This window comes from Arthrobacter sp. 2MCAF14 (assembly GCF_052115645.1).
Taxonomy (GTDB): Bacteria; Actinomycetota; Actinomycetes; order Actinomycetales; family Micrococcaceae; genus Arthrobacter.
In genome coordinates this window covers 100,966-118,649 of sequence record NZ_JBFRHB010000010.1, presented here as the reverse complement: position 1 = coordinate 118,649, position 17,684 = coordinate 100,966, and the positions used below count along the sequence as shown (strand labels likewise).

The 17,684-nt window shown below is 63.8% G+C and carries 12 protein-coding genes; 3 read left to right on the top strand and 9 right to left on the bottom strand.

The window, feature by feature from the left end; all coding sequences use genetic code 11:
- The 7 genes from AB4074_RS09585 to AB4074_RS09555 form a co-directional block, all read right to left on the bottom strand.
- The coding region (locus tag AB4074_RS09585; protein ID WP_441413179.1) for a DUF222 domain-containing protein at positions 1-722 on the bottom strand (722 nt) is incomplete at its 3' end.
- 76 nt (positions 723-798) lie between these two features.
- Positions 799-3,984, bottom strand: coding sequence for an efflux RND transporter permease subunit (locus AB4074_RS09580; protein WP_441413178.1), 3,186 nt, complete (start codon positions 3,982-3,984; stop codon positions 799-801).
- A 1-nt stretch (position 3,985) separates the two neighbouring features.
- Positions 3,986-4,450 carry a hypothetical protein gene (locus tag AB4074_RS09575; protein WP_441413177.1) on the bottom strand — a complete coding sequence of 155 codons (465 nt, stop codon included), beginning with the start codon at positions 4,448-4,450 and terminating at the stop codon, positions 3,986-3,988.
- Positions 4,447-7,647 (bottom strand): efflux RND transporter permease subunit, encoded by a 3,201-nt coding sequence (locus tag AB4074_RS09570; RefSeq protein ID WP_441413176.1) that lies wholly within the window; start codon positions 7,645-7,647, stop codon positions 4,447-4,449. The genes AB4074_RS09575 and AB4074_RS09570 overlap by 4 nt, the downstream gene beginning before the upstream one ends.
- Positions 7,648-7,920: 273 nt before the next feature.
- Positions 7,921-8,913, bottom strand: a complete 993-nt coding sequence (locus AB4074_RS09565; RefSeq protein WP_441413175.1) for a hypothetical protein — start codon at positions 8,911-8,913, stop codon at positions 7,921-7,923.
- Positions 8,914-9,335: 422 nt separating this feature from the next.
- A complete protein-coding gene (locus tag AB4074_RS09560) occupies positions 9,336-12,101 on the bottom strand; it encodes a PAS domain S-box protein (protein ID WP_441413174.1) in 2,766 nt (921 codons plus the stop codon).
- Between the two features lie 140 nt (positions 12,102-12,241).
- On the bottom strand, positions 12,242-13,132 hold the full coding sequence (locus tag AB4074_RS09555; RefSeq protein ID WP_441413173.1) for a ribonuclease Z: 891 nt from the start codon (positions 13,130-13,132) through the stop codon (positions 12,242-12,244).
- Between the two features lie 104 nt (positions 13,133-13,236).
- Here AB4074_RS09555 and AB4074_RS09550 point away from each other — a divergent pair, with 104 nt between their 5' ends.
- Entirely contained in the window at positions 13,237-14,211 is a 975-nt protein-coding gene (locus tag AB4074_RS09550; protein ID WP_441413172.1) for a dienelactone hydrolase family protein, read from the top strand.
- A gap of 33 nt (positions 14,212-14,244) precedes the next feature.
- Here the strand turns inward: AB4074_RS09550 and AB4074_RS09545 are convergent, their stop codons facing one another.
- The gene (locus AB4074_RS09545; RefSeq protein WP_441413171.1) at positions 14,245-15,474 is read right to left on the bottom strand and encodes a polysaccharide deacetylase family protein; all 1,230 of its coding nucleotides are present in this window, start codon (positions 15,472-15,474) and stop codon (positions 14,245-14,247) included.
- Between the two features lie 117 nt (positions 15,475-15,591).
- On the bottom strand, positions 15,592-16,722 hold the full coding sequence (locus AB4074_RS09540; RefSeq protein WP_441413170.1) for a PDDEXK nuclease domain-containing protein: 1,131 nt from the start codon (positions 16,720-16,722) through the stop codon (positions 15,592-15,594).
- 188 nt (positions 16,723-16,910) lie between these two features.
- Here AB4074_RS09540 and AB4074_RS09535 point away from each other — a divergent pair, with 188 nt between their 5' ends.
- Together AB4074_RS09535 and AB4074_RS09530 are read left to right on the top strand one after the other, a co-directional pair.
- On the top strand, positions 16,911-17,105 hold the full coding sequence (locus tag AB4074_RS09535; protein WP_236811241.1) for a DUF1918 domain-containing protein: 195 nt from the start codon (positions 16,911-16,913) through the stop codon (positions 17,103-17,105).
- 68 nt (positions 17,106-17,173) lie between these two features.
- The gene (locus tag AB4074_RS09530) at positions 17,174-17,662 is read left to right on the top strand and encodes a DedA family protein (RefSeq protein ID WP_441413169.1); all 489 of its coding nucleotides are present in this window, start codon (positions 17,174-17,176) and stop codon (positions 17,660-17,662) included.
- Positions 17,663-17,684: the final 22 nt, after the last annotated feature.

Genomic DNA, 17,684 nt, shown 5'->3' with positions numbered 1-17,684 from the left:
CAGATCCCGGCCGCGGTGTCTGCGGGGAGGTGGGCGGAGAGCCAGGCCATGCCGTCGCGGTCCGGGAGGTATTCGACGCGCCGGTCCTGGGCGCTTTGGGTGTGGCGTTCTTCGATGCTGACGGGGTGGTGGCGTTCGCGCCAGGTGCGTGCTTTGGTCCGGAACCGGGACGGGACGAGGTCCCCGGCCGGGCAGCCCCGGGCGGGGTTGGGTGCGTCGGGGTCCAGGAAGTGCGCTTCCAGGCCGGCTGCCCCGGCCGGTCCCAGGCCGTCGGTTTCGTCGACGATGATCCGGGCGTGCTGCCAGGAGATCGTCCCGGACTGCAGCGCGGCCAGGGTCAGGGGCAGGCCCGTGGTCAGGGACCGGGACGCGGAGAGGAAGGCGCCGGCGGTGCGTTCGCTGACGGTCAGGACGCAGGCGACCTCGGCGAGCAGGGCGAGCTCGTGGGCGGTGGATTCCTGCGGTGAGGACGCCGGTGGCGCCAGGGCCCTGGCTGCCTGGACGTAGTCCGCGGCGAGCCTCGCTTTCAGCGCGGCGGTCCGGGCTTCCAGCCGGGCGATTTCGGCGAGGCCGTCCAGGCAACCGTCGGCCAGACTCCGCAGCGGATCGGCGGTCTCGGAGGAACCAGCGTCCCGGGCGACGGCGGCAAGCGCGGCGACGGAGCCGGCAACGGCCTCCACGGCCGCCCTGCTCTCCGCGCTCCAGGCTGTCCTTCGATCCATACCCACAGCATCGCAGGAGGCACTGACAATATAATATTGGCGCCGCTGGGCGCGTGCGCGAGGCAGACACACTCGGCTAACTAGGTTCCTGCGCTCGGGAAGGAACCATTCGCCTGAATCCCCGGAAAAGGAAGGTGAGTCCCCTCCGTGAAGCTCTGCTCGGCGTGGACGCTGCTTTTGCGAAGCGGAGGTAGAGCGAAGGAACAATGAACAAATTGAGCAGTGTGGACGTGACGAGTCCGCCCAGAATGACCACGGCCATCGGGTGTTCGATTTCATGGCCCGGGATATTGCCCATGACCACCAGGGGCACCAGGGCAAGTCCTGTAGCCAAGGTGGTCATGAGGATCGGGGAAAGCCGTTCCGCAGCTCCGCGCAACACAAGGGCGCGGCCGAACACTTCGTCCTCGTTCCTTTCCAGATGCTGGCAGTGGCTGATGAGCAGGATCCCGTTGCGGGCTGCGATGCCCATGACCGTGAGGAACCCGACGAGTGAGCCGAGCGAGAGGACTCCGCCGGTGATGTAGGCGGCGAAAACTCCGCCGACCAAGGCTATCGGGAGCGTCAGCAGCGCAAGTAGGGCCAGCCGCCAGCTCCGGAACGATGCCTGCAGTAACAGGAAGATCAGGGCTAGGGCCGCTATGGCGAAGATCGTCAGGCGTTCGGTGGCCGCTTGGCGTTCCGTGTACTCACCGAGGAGTTGGACGCTGTACCCCGGCGGCAGGTTCATCTCTTCGAGGCCCTCCTGTAGCTTGCGGACAACTGTCCCGAGGTCCGCTCCTTGATCGATAAAGGAACCGACCTCAACGCGGCGGGATCCGTTGGTGCGGTCAATGAGGTTGGGTGTCGCTTGCACACTGACAGCGGCGACGTCGGCCAGCCGGACACGCTGTCCGCTGGGGGTGTCGAGCGGCAGGTCTTCGATGCTGGTGACGCTGGCACGGGTCTCCGGTGTGCTCCAGACTTGGACGTCATAGGCGCGTCCGTCCCGGAAGACGTCGCCTACTTCTTCCCCGGCCACGAGTGTCGCGGCTGCCCGCCTGACGTCGCCGGGTTTCAGCCCGTACTTTTGCGCCGCGGCAAGATCCACCTTGACCGTGATCTGCGGCACCTCGACTTCCAGGGAAATGTGGGGTTCATTGGTGCCCTGGATGTGGTCAAGGATGGATTTGATCTTCTGGGCCTGATCCCGAAGCACGTTGAGGTCATCCCCGTAGACCCGGACCAGGATTGGTTCGCTGGAGCCGGTCAGGACCTCTTCGATTCTCTCTTTCAGGTAGGTCTGGACGTCGCGGTGCAGGCCCGGATAGCCGTCCACAACCTCCTGGACAGCGGCCACCGTTTTATCGTAGTCAGCGTGGCGGTCGATGCTGATCCAGTTTTCCCCGGCGTTGACGCCGACGATCTCGTCTGCGGTGAACGCCTGGCCTATGTGGGTTCCGCAGTTCAGGACTCCGGGCACCTTGAGGAGCTCCTCGCAGCCCCTTTGTGAGATGCGGTATTCCTCGGCTGCCGAGGTGCCGGGCTCTGAGACCCAGTGCATGAGGAAGTCCCGTTCCTTGAAGGTGGGGAACAAGGACTGACCCAGCAGGGGAGCGATCACCAGGCCCGCCAAGGCGACGGCACCGAAACCGGCGTAGCCGTAGCGGGGCCGGTTCATGGTCCGGGACAAGGCGGCGTGATATCCGCGTTTGAGCACCCGGACCAAGGGAGGATCGCGTTGCTCCAGGTTCGCCTTACCGAGCAGAATCAGGGCCAGCGCCGGTGTCACCGTCAGGGCGACCAGCATCGAGGCGAGGACGGCCAGGGTATAGGAGACAGCCAGCGGCCGGAAAAAGACGCCGGTCAGTCCGTCGAGGAAGAAGATGGGAACGGCCGCGACGACGATGATCAGGGTCGCGTAGACAATGGGACTTCGCATTTCCAAGGAGGCCCTGAGCACCACCGAGGCCGTTGGTTCCTCGCCGCCCAGGGCCCTATGTTGCCTGAGCCGGCGCATGATGTTTTCGACGTCGATGATCGCGTCGTCGACGACCACACCCACTGCGATGACCAGCCCCGCCAGGACCATGGTGTTGATGGAGCTCGCTGTGTAGTACAGCACGAGCGCCGCCGTCAGGAGGGAGAGCGGAATGGCCACGAGACTGATCAGCGCGGTGCGCCACTGGAAGAGGAAGGCGCCAAGGATCATGACCACCAGCAGGCAGCCAAGGAGCAGTGCGAGGCTCAGGTTGGAAATCGCCTCCTCGATGAAGCTCGCCGGACGGAAAATGGTGGTGTCAAAGGTGACTCCACTCAACCCTGGCTGGAGCTGGCGGAGGGCGTCCTCAACTCCTTTGGTCACATCGAGGGTGTTTCCCCAAGGAAGCTTTTCGACGATGAGCATGAGCCCGTGACCGTTGTTGATGACCGCGTCCCCGATGAGCGGCTGGTGGTCCTCCACGACCTTGGCCACGTCGCCCAGGTGCAGCGCGACGCCGTCCTTTTCCCTGATGGTGACTTGCGCAAGGTCCTCGGGGCTGGAAACAGCCTGAACGTGCTGGACGCCCATTCTCTGGTTCGGACTGTCAATGAAGCCTCCCGTACCGATGAACCGGCCGGGGGAATACTTCAGCAGGCCGGCGTCCACTGCTCCGGCGGTGACTTCCATGACCTCGTTGAGCGAAACGTTTTCAGCCTTCAGCCGGTCTGGCTGCACCTGGACCTGCAGCATCTGGAGCCGTTCACCCCAGATGGCGACATTGGCCACCCCGGGTACCCGGAGCAACCGGGCTCGGATCGTCCAGTAGGAGAGCATGGACATCTCGATGAGGGACCGGTTGGAGGAGGTCATGCCGATCTTCATCACGCGGCTCGTCGACGACAAAGGCTGAAGCATGACCGGCGGTGCTGCCCAGGTGGGCAGGGCGGAGGTCACTGCCGCCATCCGTTCAGAGACCACCTGGCGGGCGTTCAGCAGATCGGTACCCTGCTTGAAGACGAGCACAATCGAGGACAGCTGGGGCACGGACTTGGAGCGCAGCTCATCAAGGCCGGGCATGCCGCTCAGGGAAGCCTCGATGGGGACGCTGACCAGCTCTTCCACTTCCTGGGCGGTCAGGCCGAGGCAGGCCGTTTGGATTTCCACGCGCGGGGGCGCGAATTCCGGAAAGACATCGATGGACGCTGAGCTCAACTGTACGGAGCCCAACAGCATCACCGCGCAAGCCAGTGCAACAACCACCGTCCTGAATTTGAGGCTGATGCCTATGATCCAACGCATCTCAGTGGGCCGTATCGAATTCCTCGCCGAACAGCTCCTCGGCCCCCAACGTCACCACAACCGTGCCGACCGGCGGACCGTCCTTCAGCAAGGCGGCTTCGCCGGCGATTCGCTCGACGCTTACGGCCTGGCGGACATACACGCGTACGTCCGGATTTGTGTAGACCCAGGTCCTGCCTTGGCTGTCGTACAGGATCGCCCCGTACGGGACGGTCAGCTTCCCCTGCGGACCCGACGCCGCCATCCCGGTCTTCAGCCCAAGGCGTTCGACGGCGCGTTCCGTCAGGGTGATGCGGTGCAGGTCCGTCCCCGGGACATCTTCCAGGGTGGCAGGGGTGTCTGCGGCAGGCACGGCCTCGGCTTGCGGCTGGGAACAGGCCGGCAGCGACAGCGTCAGGAACGCCGCCACCACCAGGGCGACCAGGACCTTGGTGATGTGGCCCCGTCGGGAAGCTGAATTTTTCATGGTGCGTCCTCGCTCTGTGCCCGGAGCAGCGAATCGTTCCGGCGTGCGGTCCTGGGCGCCCGTTCCGGTCCGAATCGAAGCAACAGTGCGGGCAAGACAAATAGCAGGAAAAGAGTCGTGGTCAGCAGGCCGCCCCAGATGATGACGGCGAGCGGTTGGATGATTTCCGCTCCGACCACGCCACCGATGAGCACGAGCGGCAGCAGGGCAAGAGCCGTCATCAGGGCTGACATCAGCACGGGCATCAACCGGTCCCGCGCGCTTCGGATCACGAGCGCGGGTCCATGGGCCGCGCTGTCCTCGGACGTCAATCTTCGGACGTGCCGCATCAGCAGAATGGAACCACGCACGGCGATGCCCAGGACGGCAGAGAAAGCAGGAAGCGAGATCAAGGAGTTGATTCCGCCCGTCATCCCTGCCGCGAGCACCCCGCCCGAGAGTGCCGCAACCAGGCCCAGGAAGACCGTCGCACCTAGCCGCCAGCTTCCCAGCGCGGTCTGGAGAAGCACGAGGATTCCGGCCGCAGCGACCGCCGCCAGGAGCCACAGCCACCGGGCGCTGCTTTGCTGCTCTGCGTACTGGGTGAGGATTTCCGCATGGTAGGAGAGCGGGAACTGAAGCTGTTGGAGGCCCTTCTCGATGTCCTGCTGCACGTCGTTGAGGGCGCGCCCCTGAATTTCAGCCTTCACGTCGACCCGGCGCGAGGTGTCATCGTGCAGGATGACCGCCTCGTTCCCGACGATGTTGACCTGGGCAACGTCGCCGAGGCGTACGTGGCCGCCGCCGGGGGTGTCGATCAGCAGCTCGCGGACGCTGGTGAGGCTGTTCCTGGTGGACGGGGTTCCTTTGACGATCACCGAGAAGACTTTTTGCTGCTGGTAGATGTTGCCGACTTCGATCCCCTGCAGCAGGGCAGCGGCCGCGCGCCTGACGTCGCCGGGGATGACACCCGCCTTCTGGGCCGCGGCCAGGTCAACCTGGACTTCCACGATTGGCTGTTGCGCGGGCGCGTCGACATGGGGATTGACGACGCCGCCGGTCCGGGCCAGGATCTGCCGCACTTCCTCGGCCTTCTGGCGGAGCGTGGCCGTATCCAGGCCGTAAACCCGGACGGTGAATCCGGGGTCGGAGGCCTGATGGATCTGGTCGATCTTCTGCTGCGGATACGTGGATACTTTGCTGGTCAACCCCGGATACCCACTTACCACGTGCTGGACGGCCGCCGCCGTGTCGCGGTAGGAGGCCTCCGCGGAAACTGTCACCCAGAGCTCCCCGGCGCTGATGTCACCCACCTGGTCCGAGGTGATGGCGCGCCCGACGTGTCCCCCCACATTGGCGACGCCGGGAAGTGCCCGGAGCTCTTGGGCGGCCGCATCAGTGATCCGGCTCATTTCCTGGTCTGATGTGCCGGCAATCGCATTCCACTGCACCACGAGAGTCCTGTCCGGCAGGACGGGCACGGTCGGCTGGCCGGTGGCCAGCTGGGGCGCGAGGGCAAGTCCGGCGACGGCGATGGCCGCGGCGCCCGCGAATACCCACCGGGCCTTTCCCGCCACCCGGGACAAGGCACGGCCGTATCCGCTGTGAACCCGGCCCAAGGTGCGGCGGTATCCGCTGTGTACCTGCCCCAGGGTGCGTCCTTCCCTTGCGGTGGTCCGGCTGACGGGCAGGACGAAGACCAGCGCCGCGGTGACAGTCAGCGCCACGATCATCGCGACAGCCAGGGTGAGCAGGTAAGAAAGGAGTAGCGGGCCGAAGAGCGCTCCGTCCTCGCCCGGTACGAAGAACACGGGCAGCAGCGACAACGCCATGATCAGGAAGGAGTAGAGAATCGGCGTTCGCACTGCCCGCAGGGATCCCGTCACCAAGGTGCCGCTCGACTCCGCGACGCCGGGCCCGACGCCGGATCCGGCGCCGGCCCTGCCAGCGCGGACAGCGCCATTGAGGTCTTCGGCGACGTCTCCGACGATGACGGCCAAGGCCAGGATCATGCCCGCGAGGACCATGGTGTTCATCCCGTTGCCCGTCAGATACAGCACCAAGGCCGCCGCCGTCAGTGAGACCGGAATCGTGACCAGGCTGATGACCGCGGTTCGCCAGGATCGGAAGAACGCTCCAAACATGGTGACTATCAGCAGCAGCGAGGCAATCAGTGCGACACCAAGCGTGCCGACCTCTTCCTGGATGAACGCTGCTTGTCGGTAGACAGTGGTATCGATCGTGACGCCGGACAGCCCGGGCTGGAGGGCATGGAGCGCATCATCGATGCCCCGGGTCACATCCCTCGTGTTCGTCTCCGGGAACTTCTCGATGACCAGGAGCAATTCGGCATCCTTGCCGGAAAGTGCATCCCCGATCAGCGGCTGGTGATCGGTCACGACGTGGGCGACATCGCCCAACACCAGTTTTCCGGCCGGCCCCTCCAAGCTGACTTGGCCCAGATCCTCGGGCGTGGTGATCGGCAGGACGTGCTGAACTCCGAGCCGCTGGTGGCCGGTCTCCAGAAAACCGCCGGTGCCGGGTGTGGACGCCTCAAGGTAACTCAAAGGCGACACCCACACGGCGTTGCCCGTGGTAGTAATGACCTCGTCCAGCGTCACGCCCTTGGCCTCAAGTTCCCCAGGATCGACCAGGACCTGCAGTTGCTGGTCGCGGAGGCCCCAAATAGCTACGTTCGCGACGCCGGGCACCGCCAAGAGGCCGGGCTTCATGGTCCAGCGGGCCAGAACAGACAGGTCAATGGCGGACAACTCTTTGGAGGTCAGCCGAATCATCATGACCCTGCTCGTCGATGAGAGCGGCTGCATCAGGACGGGCGCGGCAGATACGTTCGGCAACGCGCGTGCCTGGGTCAGACGTTCAGACACAAGCTGGCGGGCCCGAAAAAGGTCGGTCCCAGGCTTGAACACCATCTGGATCGATGAAAGGCCCGGGACGGATCTGGAATGAATGGCTTCCACCCAGGCCACACCGTTCAACAGGTCCGCCTCCATGGGGGAAGTGATCAGCTGTTCAACTTCCGCGGCGGAGAGCCCCAGGGCCTCAGTCTGGATTTCAACCTGTGGAGGGGCGAATTCCGGGAAAGCATCCACTGCCATGCCCGGCAGGCTCGCGAAGCCGAAACCCAGGATTCCCACTGCCAAAGCCAAGACCAGAAACCGGAACTGGAGTACCCACCGGAGAATCGTGCTCATCATGGCCGGTCACCCGGTTCTTGGGGTGGGACCGTGGAGAAACCGTAGCGGGGAGGAGACACCCCGGAATCGACGTCCGGTGAGTGCCTGCTGAAAAAGTTCGATCCCCGGTACCTGCCCACCACGCCGCTCCTTGGAACAGTGCCAAAGCGCCCCCAGACGTGTACGTCAATAATGAGCCTCGGGCAAACCCCGGGTCAACGCTCAGTGCAAGGATTCTCAGGATAATGACAGGAAATTTTCCGTCTTTTCATAATTGATAGTGGTATACGCGCACTAGCCAGCAGAGCCCGGCGTCGCAACCTCGGCGTGGGGCGTCGTGGCGTAAACACTTGCACTGACCTGGTAGGCGTGCCCGTCCAATTCCAGTGCCTGCCGATTGATCTCAGTCAACGCGGAGTCTGCGAGCGCCTCCGCTTTGACGAGGTCCAACGACTCCTGGTCCACACCGCCAACCGCTGTCACTTTCACCAGCCCCGTGCCCGCTGCATAGAGCTTTTGCTGGTGGCCCACAGACGGTTCCAGCGGATTGTATTCATCAACAATCAACACATCGTCGTAGCACGCGGTGGGGACACATACCCGCTCGTGCTGCTTGAAGACAGTTCCACAATCCAGGAAGCCCACGTCGGGTGCATGGGCCTGCACGTACCCCGGGGTACCGGTCACCGGCTGGTCCTGCATGGCGATCCCTGCCTGGGCCTTGGAAATGCCGCTAATGAAAGTGCGGGGGGCGCCGGTGAAAGTGCCGTTCTCGTACTCTTCCGGATACTCCCCGAAGAGCCAGACCGCGCCCTTTTCCGTCTGGGCGAAGAAGGCCAGTTCGGATTCCACGAGCTGCCCGTCGAAGTAGTCCCGGTCCCACATCACGAGGGTCTTCACGCCGTCTATTACCTTTGTCAGTCCGGTCACGGAGTGGACCACCGTGCGCTCCGAGGTGCCATCGGCACTCTTCACCGTGCCCTTCGTCGTGTACTGCATGCCGGGCTTCAGCGGAAACCACTTGTTGTCAATCCTGGGCATCAGCTGGAAGGCGGAGCGGTCATAGTGGATGGCGGACCCCGCCCCGCAGAACTCCGCGGCGTCCGACGTCACTGTCGCGGTCGCCGTCGGCGAGGCAGATCCCGACGTCGGCCCTGTCGGCGTCCCGCTCGACGTGGCCGGGGAAGGCGTACCGCTTGGCCCGGAACACGACGCCACCGCGGACATTGCCAGAACCAGCACGAGTGCGGATCCCAACGCGGTTAGTCGTTTGCTTGGCTGGAACATCTCGGCGTCCTTTCACAACAGGCTGATGAAAGGAGGACCGGAACAGCGCGAGAGAGTTTTCATGCCGCACCGCCCACGGTCCAACATTTCTCAATTGTGCTCCGGCAGGCGCAGAAAAAGAACAGACGGCGCACAAACCTGATGAGGCGAGCTTGGGTTCCTGTGGGCAACCCCGGGGGGCCGGCGGCGTCTGGGGTAGAGAGCCCCGAGCCCCGGGCTCCAGAGGCCCTCCCGCCGTCGGCCCCGTCCAACGCCGGTCCCGGAGGACCGGCTGGTCTGTCTCAAGCCGCGGATGTATTCCTGTGTTAATTCAACATCTTTCCAGGCCCTGAAGCACGAGTGCCGCCTACTCGTTTTCCAAGGTACGCGCGGCCACACACGCAGGAAGCCCTACGTGAGCAGGGCTTTCTCCGCGTCCACGGTCATTGCGTCCTAGATCCCTCCCGCTGGGGAACCCACCGGTTCAGGGCCGCATCCAGGGCAGCCAGATCGACCGGTTTGCTGAGGTAATCATCCATGCCGGCTGCGAGGCAGCGCTCGCGGTCTTCGTCCTGGGCTCCGGCGGTCATGGCGATGATGGGCAAGCGCGCGCTGCCGTTTTCCCTCGCTCGAATGCTCCTGGTGGCCTCGAAGCCGTCCATGACGGGCATGTGGCAATCCATGAGCACAGCCGCATAGGAGCGGGCGGCGATGGCGGAGACTGCCTCGGCGCCATCGGCAGCCAGCTCGGCTTCGTAGCCCAGTTTGGCAACCATCTCACGGGCGACGAGCTGGTTCACCTCGTTGTCCTCCACTACAAGGATCCTTCCTTTGGAAGGCCTGGCCGGCCTCGGGGGCCGTTCACGTGCGAACGCCGGCCCGGTCGCTGGCTTGCCAGTTACCAGCCGGATCAGGCGGTCGTAGAGTTCTGAGCCGCGTACAGGTTTCGTGAGCCATTCCCGGATTCCCGCATCAGTCATATCGGTCTTGGATACCTGGGGCGCGGACGTCAGCATCATGAGCCGGAGGCCCCGAAGCCCGGGATCGCTCGAGAGCCCGTAAGCAAGCTCAAGGCCGTCCATGTCCGGCATGCACATGTCGAGCATGGCAACGTCGAAGGGCTTCCCTGCGGCGGCAGCCGCCCGTAACCGGTCGAGTGCCGTGCGCGCGTCGGCAACCGCGTCCGGCCGCAGCCCCCATGTGTTCAATTGCGATTCCAACACGAACCTGTTGGTGGCATTATCGTCGACCACCAACACGCGCAGACCCGCCAGCAGGCTCGGGACCGGACGCTCCGGAATCGGCCCAGGTTCCGTAGTCAGCGGCAATCGGAGAGAGAACCAGAACGTGCTTCCCTCACCAGGGGGACTGGTCAAACCAATGTCCCCGCCCATCACTTCCGTCAGCCGACGGCAGATGGCCAGCCCCAGCCCGGTTCCACCGTACCGACGCGTGGTAGAGGCATCCGCTTGGGAGAACGAATCGAACAAGCGCAAATGATCCGCAGCGTGGATACCAATACCGGTATCGCTGACCTCGAATCGCACAAGCGCGGTTCTTGCGTCCTGGTCCTCGACGTTCACCCGGATGGCGACTTCACCGGACGCAGTGAACTTCACGGCGTTCGAAGCCAGGTTCAACAGGATCTGCCGGATCCGGCCGGCATCACCAGCCAGCTGTGCGGGAACATCGGGGTGGCAGTACGCGATGAGTTCCAGGCCCTTGCCCTGAGCTGCTTCGGCCAGGAGCGAGGCCACTTCCTCCATCAGGTACTGCGGATCGAAGGAGGTGATGTCCAGGTCGATCTTGCCCGCTTCCAACTTCGAGAAATCCAGGATGTCGTTAATCAGGGTCAACAAAGCTCCGGCGGCAGTCTGAACCCCTTCGGCGTATTTGCGTTGTGTTTCATCCAGCGGCGTGTCCAACAAAAGCGTTGTCAGGCCTACGACTCCGTTCATGGGGGTACGGATCTCATGGCTCATCGTCGCGAGGAACTCGGACTTCAACCTGCTCGATTCCAGGGCCTCCTCCCGGGCGGCCAGCAGGTCAGCATCTGCGGCACGCCGGGCGGTTATGTCCTGGCCGATGGTCGCAATCCCGATGACTCCGTGTTCGCCTCGGATCGGGGAGACCGTCAGGGACACGGGCACGATGGACCCATCCTTGCGCATCCGGTCTGTCTCGAAGCTGTGGGCCTGTCCGCCATTCTGGACGGCGGCCAGCACCTCGTCCTCGGCCTGGAGGTAGTCCGGAATGAGGAGCCTGACGTTCTGCCCGGTCGCTTCAGCGGCAGTGTATCCGTACAGCTTCTCCGCCCCGGGGTTCCAGCTGGTGATGAGGCCCGCGGGGGTCATACCGATGATCGCGTCAGCCGAAGACTCAACGATGGCGGCCAGGCCCTCCACTTGGGCGAGCGCCTCCCGCGCCTGGTCCTGTGCGCGCTGACGTGAAGTGACGTCACGGAAACTCCAGACCCGTCCCACGATCTCATCACCGACCTGTTGGGGCCGGGAATACCGTTCAAACGTCCGCCCGTCACGGAATTCCAACATGTCCAGGCTCTCCGCCCCCGGATCGGCGTACAGTTCCTGGACCTTGCCTATGAAGCCATCAGGATCAGTGAGTTGGTCGAGGACGAAAGCCAACAGCCGGCCGTCGTCGTGGGACTCCAGGAGATCCGCGGGGATGCCCCACAACTCGGCAAATCGCTCGTTCGCCCCCGCGATAGTCCCGTCCGCCGCGACGACCAGAATGCCGTCGGCCGTGGACTCAAGGGTGGCACTGAGAAGGGAGAGGGCATCGCGGAGTTCGGCGTCAACGCGGACGTGGTCACTTACTTCCCGGATGGAGGCGACGAGTTGCATGCGCGGGGGGTCGCCTAGTGGAGCGAAGCTGACCTCAATGGGAAACTCTGTGCTGTCACGGTGGCGGCCGAACAGTTTCAGGTCAGTCCCGGCCCTGCGTACTCCAGGATCACGGGCAAAGAGATCCCGGATGGCGCCACTCTGGCCCTTGAACCGCGCCGGAAGCAGCATCTCATAGTGCTTGCCCAGCAGTTCGCTGCGCGAATAACCGAAGAGCTGCTCTGAATAGGCATTGCCGAACGTGATCTGACCATCCGCGTCGATCACGAGCAAAGCATCCGGCACGGCTTCGACCAGGCCCCTGAAAGAGCCGACGTGATCCAGCGGCCGCATTTCGTTTGTCATTTCGGCCCCCAGAGCTGAATAGATGACAAGCCCGCCCAAATCGGCGGACACGTGGGTGTGCCGGTGTGGCCCTCCCCACGGACAGATTATCCGGGAACCTACCTGAAAGCATCACAAAATTGCCAGGTACTTCGAGTCCCCTACAACCACCGCTGCCGCTTCGGGAAGGGAACCCGGTCCAAGTCGTTCGCGGCCATGACGGCAGCCGCGCCTGACCTCGCCCGGGCTTGCTCTGCCAGCAATCCGACGTCGGGATAGCGCGACGAGAAATGGGTAAGGATGAGCATGCCCGCTTCGGCAGTTGCAGCCAACGCCCCCGCCTGCCCGGCGGTGAGGTGGCGGTACTGCGCGGCGAGGGCGTCGTCGTCGTCGCTGAAAGTGGACTCAGCCACGAGAAGGTCAACGCCCTCGGCGAGTTCCTCAGCACCGTCACATGGCGCCGTGTCCATGACGAAGGCGAAGCTCTGTGCGGGCCTCGGCACGCTCACGTCTTCCAATCGCACGCCGCCCAGGCTCCCGTCCCGCTGCAGGAGGCTGATATCCGATCCGCTGATCCCCGCCGCCGCAAGCCGCTCCGGCAGGAGGCTGCGGCCCTCGGGCTCGACAACCCTATAGCCGTAGGTCGAGATTCGATGGAGCAGCGGGCGCACCTCCACTCCTGCGGCGATAGGACCGGCACCACCGTGCGGATGAAGCCGAAGGTCGATGCCGGGGGACGCAACAGCCACGAGGGCGCGGATCATGTCCTCGCCGGACGCGGGATAGTGCAAGTGGATTGGATGCTCCACCCGGTCCAGCGCCATGCGCGAAAGTACGCCCGGCAGCCCGAAACAATGGTCGCCGTGGACATGGGTAATACAGATGCGCGTGATCTGGCTGGCCGAGACGCCGGCTTGGATCATCTGCCGTTGGGTGCCTTCTCCGGGATCGAAGAGCAGGCCCTCGCCATCCCAATGGAGCACGTATCCGTTGTGGTTGCGGGTCCTGGTCGGGACCTGGGAGGCGGTGCCGAGAACCACGAATTCACGCATGGAACCGAGTGTCTCATTACTTGGCGCCTACACCCACCATCCTGGCACCCTTGCCCGGTGACGGTCTTCGGAGGAGGATTTGCGGCACACTCAGGAGGCCTGCCATGATCCAGCTCGGGAAATTTGAAAAGTACCTGGTCGAGGAATTCTTCGACGACTACCGCTCGGGCGACATGTCGCAGCGAGCGTTCATTCGCCGGCTCGCATTTATCACCGGGAGCATGGCCGCCGCCTCCTCGACGATGCTGCAGCTCGGATGTACTCCGGATGAGGTCCCGCGAAGCGCCGATCCCATGCCGAGCCCCGAAGCTTCATCCGCCCGACCCGCGGCGACGGCGACTGCCGGGCCGGTACCGGGGGCGAAGAGTCCACTTTCCGTACCTGAGGGAGCCGCTGGCCTTGTGACCGCCACCGTCCGGTTCCCCGCCGGCGGAACCGGCATCAGCGCCTACCTTGCCAGGCCTGAGGGGGCAGATGCGGGACCGGCCGTGCTCGTCTGCCATGAGAATCGCGGACTTACCCCGCACATCCAGGACGTGGCCCGCCGGTTTGCCAAGGCCGGGTACGTTGCCTTGGCACCGGATCTCCTGAGTCGGGAGGGAGGCACACCGAGCGTGGATGCCGACGCCGTGCCCGGAGCGCTGACTAGGGCGGGGGCCGAGCGCCATGTTTCCGACTTTTCCGCAGCCTTCGATTACCTCCGGTCACTGGATTTCGTGGACGGGGAGCGGATCGCGATGAACGGCTATTGTTTCGGCGGCGGCATCACCTGGCAATCCGCGACCGAGATACCCAGACTGAAAGCCACAGCGGCCTTCTATGGCCCCGCACCCGAGCTGGACAAGGTTCCATACATTAGACCGGCCGTCTTTGGCGTCTATGCCGAACTCGACCAGCGCATCACCGGCGCAATGCCGCCACTTCGGGATGCGCTCGAAGCCAACGACGTCCGCCACAAGCTCACTGTCTATCCCGGCGTCGACCATGCCTTCCACAACGACACCAGCCAGCGGTACAACGAAACCCAGGCGATAGCCGCCTGGCAAGACATGCTGGCCTGGTTTGGCGAGCACGTCTGAGTCCACGCCCTGTTGCTTCCCTATTTCACTGCTTCAATTTGCGATGATAGTTGCGCCACGGGTTGGTGACCACGTGATCAAGCCTCCTTGGTAATTCTGGGTTATGGAACCACCCGCTGAGGCGTACTCCTCGCTTGTCGGGTAGCCCAGGYRGCCGKTTTCCCAGCCTTGGGAGGCCCAGGCGGCGTCGATGGCTGCCCTGGTGATGTGTGCGCCGGTGGCGGGTGACCAGTGGATCTGTCCGCCTTGGAATGCTTGGTAGGCGCCGCCGTTCTTGAGTCCGGTGATTTCATCGGTGACAGGCAAGCCCAAGGGGCCGTTTTGCGATCCCTGTGCTGTCCATGCGGCGCCGATCGCTCCGCCCGTGGTGTGCCCGCCCGCTGGTGGCGGTGGCGGTGGTGGCGGCGTTGTCGACTGCCCCAAGGCCTGGGCGACGGTCCGGACCGATGTGGTTCCGTTGGCTGTCCGCGCAGCCAGCCAGGTGACGAACGTGTCAAAAAGCGTTGGGCTAATGGTCAGCGTGGGATCAGTTCCGACCGCGATGTGGTGGAAAGTCAACTCCAACCATCCGCCGGTGCTTTCGGCGTTGGTGACGAGGTCCTCCAGATTCTGGAGGGTCCATGTGCTGTCGACTTCGTCCGGGGCCTTGGTGACCAGGGGATTTGCCGGGGGAAGGGTCTCAGCGAACGGGCAGCTCGGGCAGCTGGCCGGCGAACGGATGTCGCCCAGCCCTCGTCCGCTGGCAAATCCACAGTTCTTTACCTCAGCTTGGACGGACGCATTTTCGGCGGCAAAAGGATAGGCGAAGTTGTTCACCTGGAATCCCCAGCTTTCCAGCGTCGACTTGCCGTTGCAGATTTCAGCGCTTGCGGCTGCGGCGGTGAGCGTGGTCAGATCCGGGTGAGTAACTGTGTGGCCCCCGATCTCGTTGCCGTCGCCCGCGATGGTGTGCAGATTCGCCTGCGTGAGATAACCCGGGGTGCCGATCCAACTGGTGGTAATGAAGAAGGTTCCCACCAGCCCGTGGGCTTTCAACACCTGTTCGGCGGCAAGCTGGTTGCCGTTGCCGTCGTCGAAGGTCAAACTCACGATGGTGGGGGATGCTGCCCTCGCAGGAACGGCGACTCCGCTGAGGGCTCCTGCGGTGAGCAGCAGGGCACCCAAGACGGCGACGATCCGCTTGTACTTTTTCGGGTTGTTTATCCGACGAAACCCGGCCGCTCGTGGGCCTTGCTTCCTGAAACGCTGATCCAAGCTGCGCATGGCTCCTCCACGAGACGAGGGCCCCCAGGCGGTGTATGAATGTAGGGTACGCCTTCAATCGCGCAGGTTGAACCTAAAAAACGGGCAGCGGCCGAATTCACAGCTTGCGTTCAGGTTCTACGGCAGGGCACGTCCCGTGGCCGCGACGTTTGCCGGTTCGTCAGCCAGTTCGGCCTCAAGGAGTTCGATGCTTGGCAGGCTTGAGGCGAGTTCCTCCGGCAGCGATTCGATGATTTTGCTTTGCCACTCCGACACGCCGATGGGCAGGTTGATTCCCCGCAACGCGTACTCGGCCACCACGTTGTTTTTCTCTTTGCAGAGCAGGAGCCCGATGGTTGGCTTGTCATCGGGATGCGCCAGAAGATCGTCCACGGCTGACATGTACATGCCTAGCTGGCCGACAAATCCAGGCTCGAACTTCACCGCCTTGAGCTCGATCACAACATAGCAGCGGAGCTTCAAGTGATAGAAGAGGAGATCGGCGAAGAACTCATCGCCGTTGATTTCCAACCTGACCTGCTCGCCGACAAAAGCGAACCCTTGGCCCAGTTCCAGGAGGAACTTCTCCACATGCTGTACGAGCTGAAGCTCCAGTTCCCGCTCGTTGCGGCGGTCAGTCATGGCGACGAAGTCGAACACATACGGGTCCCTGGTGGCTTGTTGGGCAAGGTCCGAGTCCGCCGGCATCATAGTGGTTTTGAAATTGGTAATCGCTTGCCCGGAGCGCTCGTGGAGGCGCGTTTCGATCTGATGGGCAAGAACGTTGCGCGACCATCCGTGTTCGACGGCGGCCGCTGCGTACCAGAGGCGGGTCGCGGCGTCGTCGAGCTTCTCAAGCAGCGCGATCTGGTGGTACCAGGGCAATGTTGCAAGCGGCGCTTGCAACATTGGGAACTCCGGCCAAGCCTGGGCGAAAGTCTTCATGTAGCGGAGGTTCCGTGGCGAGAATCCCTTGGAACCAGGGAACCGGGCCTGTACGTCCGCCGATAGGCGGGTGACGACTTTGGAGCCCCAGCCCTGCTCTGATTCCCGCTGAGCCAGTTGCCGGCCGATGGACCAATAGGAGGCAAGCAGAGCCTTGTTTGCTGCGGAAATGGCCCGTGAACGTCCCGCGCCGACCTCCTTTGAGACACTGGCAAGCAGTTCGGGGTACCAGTCCGGCATGGAGGTGCGCGCGGGAGGAGCCGTGAACGACGCCGTTGCTGCCGCCGTCGTGGCCTGTTCCGGTTTCGGTTCTTGACTTTGCACTGGCTGCCCTCTTCTGTAGCGACTATGTACGGCGACGCGGTTTGTCGGCCATGTCGTCAAACGTAGGGGAGGGGACTGACACTTTAGGCGCTGCGACGTGCCACTGCCCGGCCAATTGGATGGGCCACCTGCGGCCTGTTCCCACGACGGCCCAACACTCGTAATCTGAATGCTGGGAGGTGGTTCCTGTGGAAGCAGCCCAGGGAGATCGGATCATCATTCATGGCAGGACGGTCGGGGCGGCCGACCGGCACGGCGAGATCATCGAAGTCCGCGGTGCAAACGGTGCGCCGCCGTATTTCGTGCGTTTTGACGATGGCCACGAGACCATCCTGTATCCGGGTGGTGATTTCACGATCGACCGCGCAGTCGGGAGTTCGTAACTCGCGGACCGGCCGCCGCGTTCAGCTAAGGTAAGACTTAGCTGCGGAGACGACCGGGGGAGGGACGCGTGGACCAGATCCTGGACCTGCCCTTTGAAGTGGCGCTTGTGGCACTCTTCGCCATCGTGATGGTCCGGGTCAACACGACGTACTGGATCGGCCGCGGCGCGGCGGCTGGACTCGAACGCACGCGTTTCGCACGCGCCTTGCATCGCCCCAAAGCCGGCAAAGCACAGGCCTTGATTCAGCGCTTTGGCCCCTACGCCGTCGTGCTGACCTTCCTGACAATCGGACTCCAGACCGCCGTTAACCTGGCTGCCGGGGCTGCGAGAATGCCGCTCAGCCGGTATCTCCCTGCGGCAATCGTTGGCTCGGGCATCTGGGCCTTCGTCTACGCGACCATCGGCCTGGCGGCGATAGATGCCTGGTTCGCTGTCATGGCGGCCTCCCCTTTGGGTGCCGCTCTCCTGGCCCTCTCACTTGCCGGACTGGCAGTCTGCCTGGTCATGCGGCGTCGACGTCGGACGGCTGTGGCGCCAGAAGATACAGTGGTCTGAGTTCCATTACCGGACCGGCGAA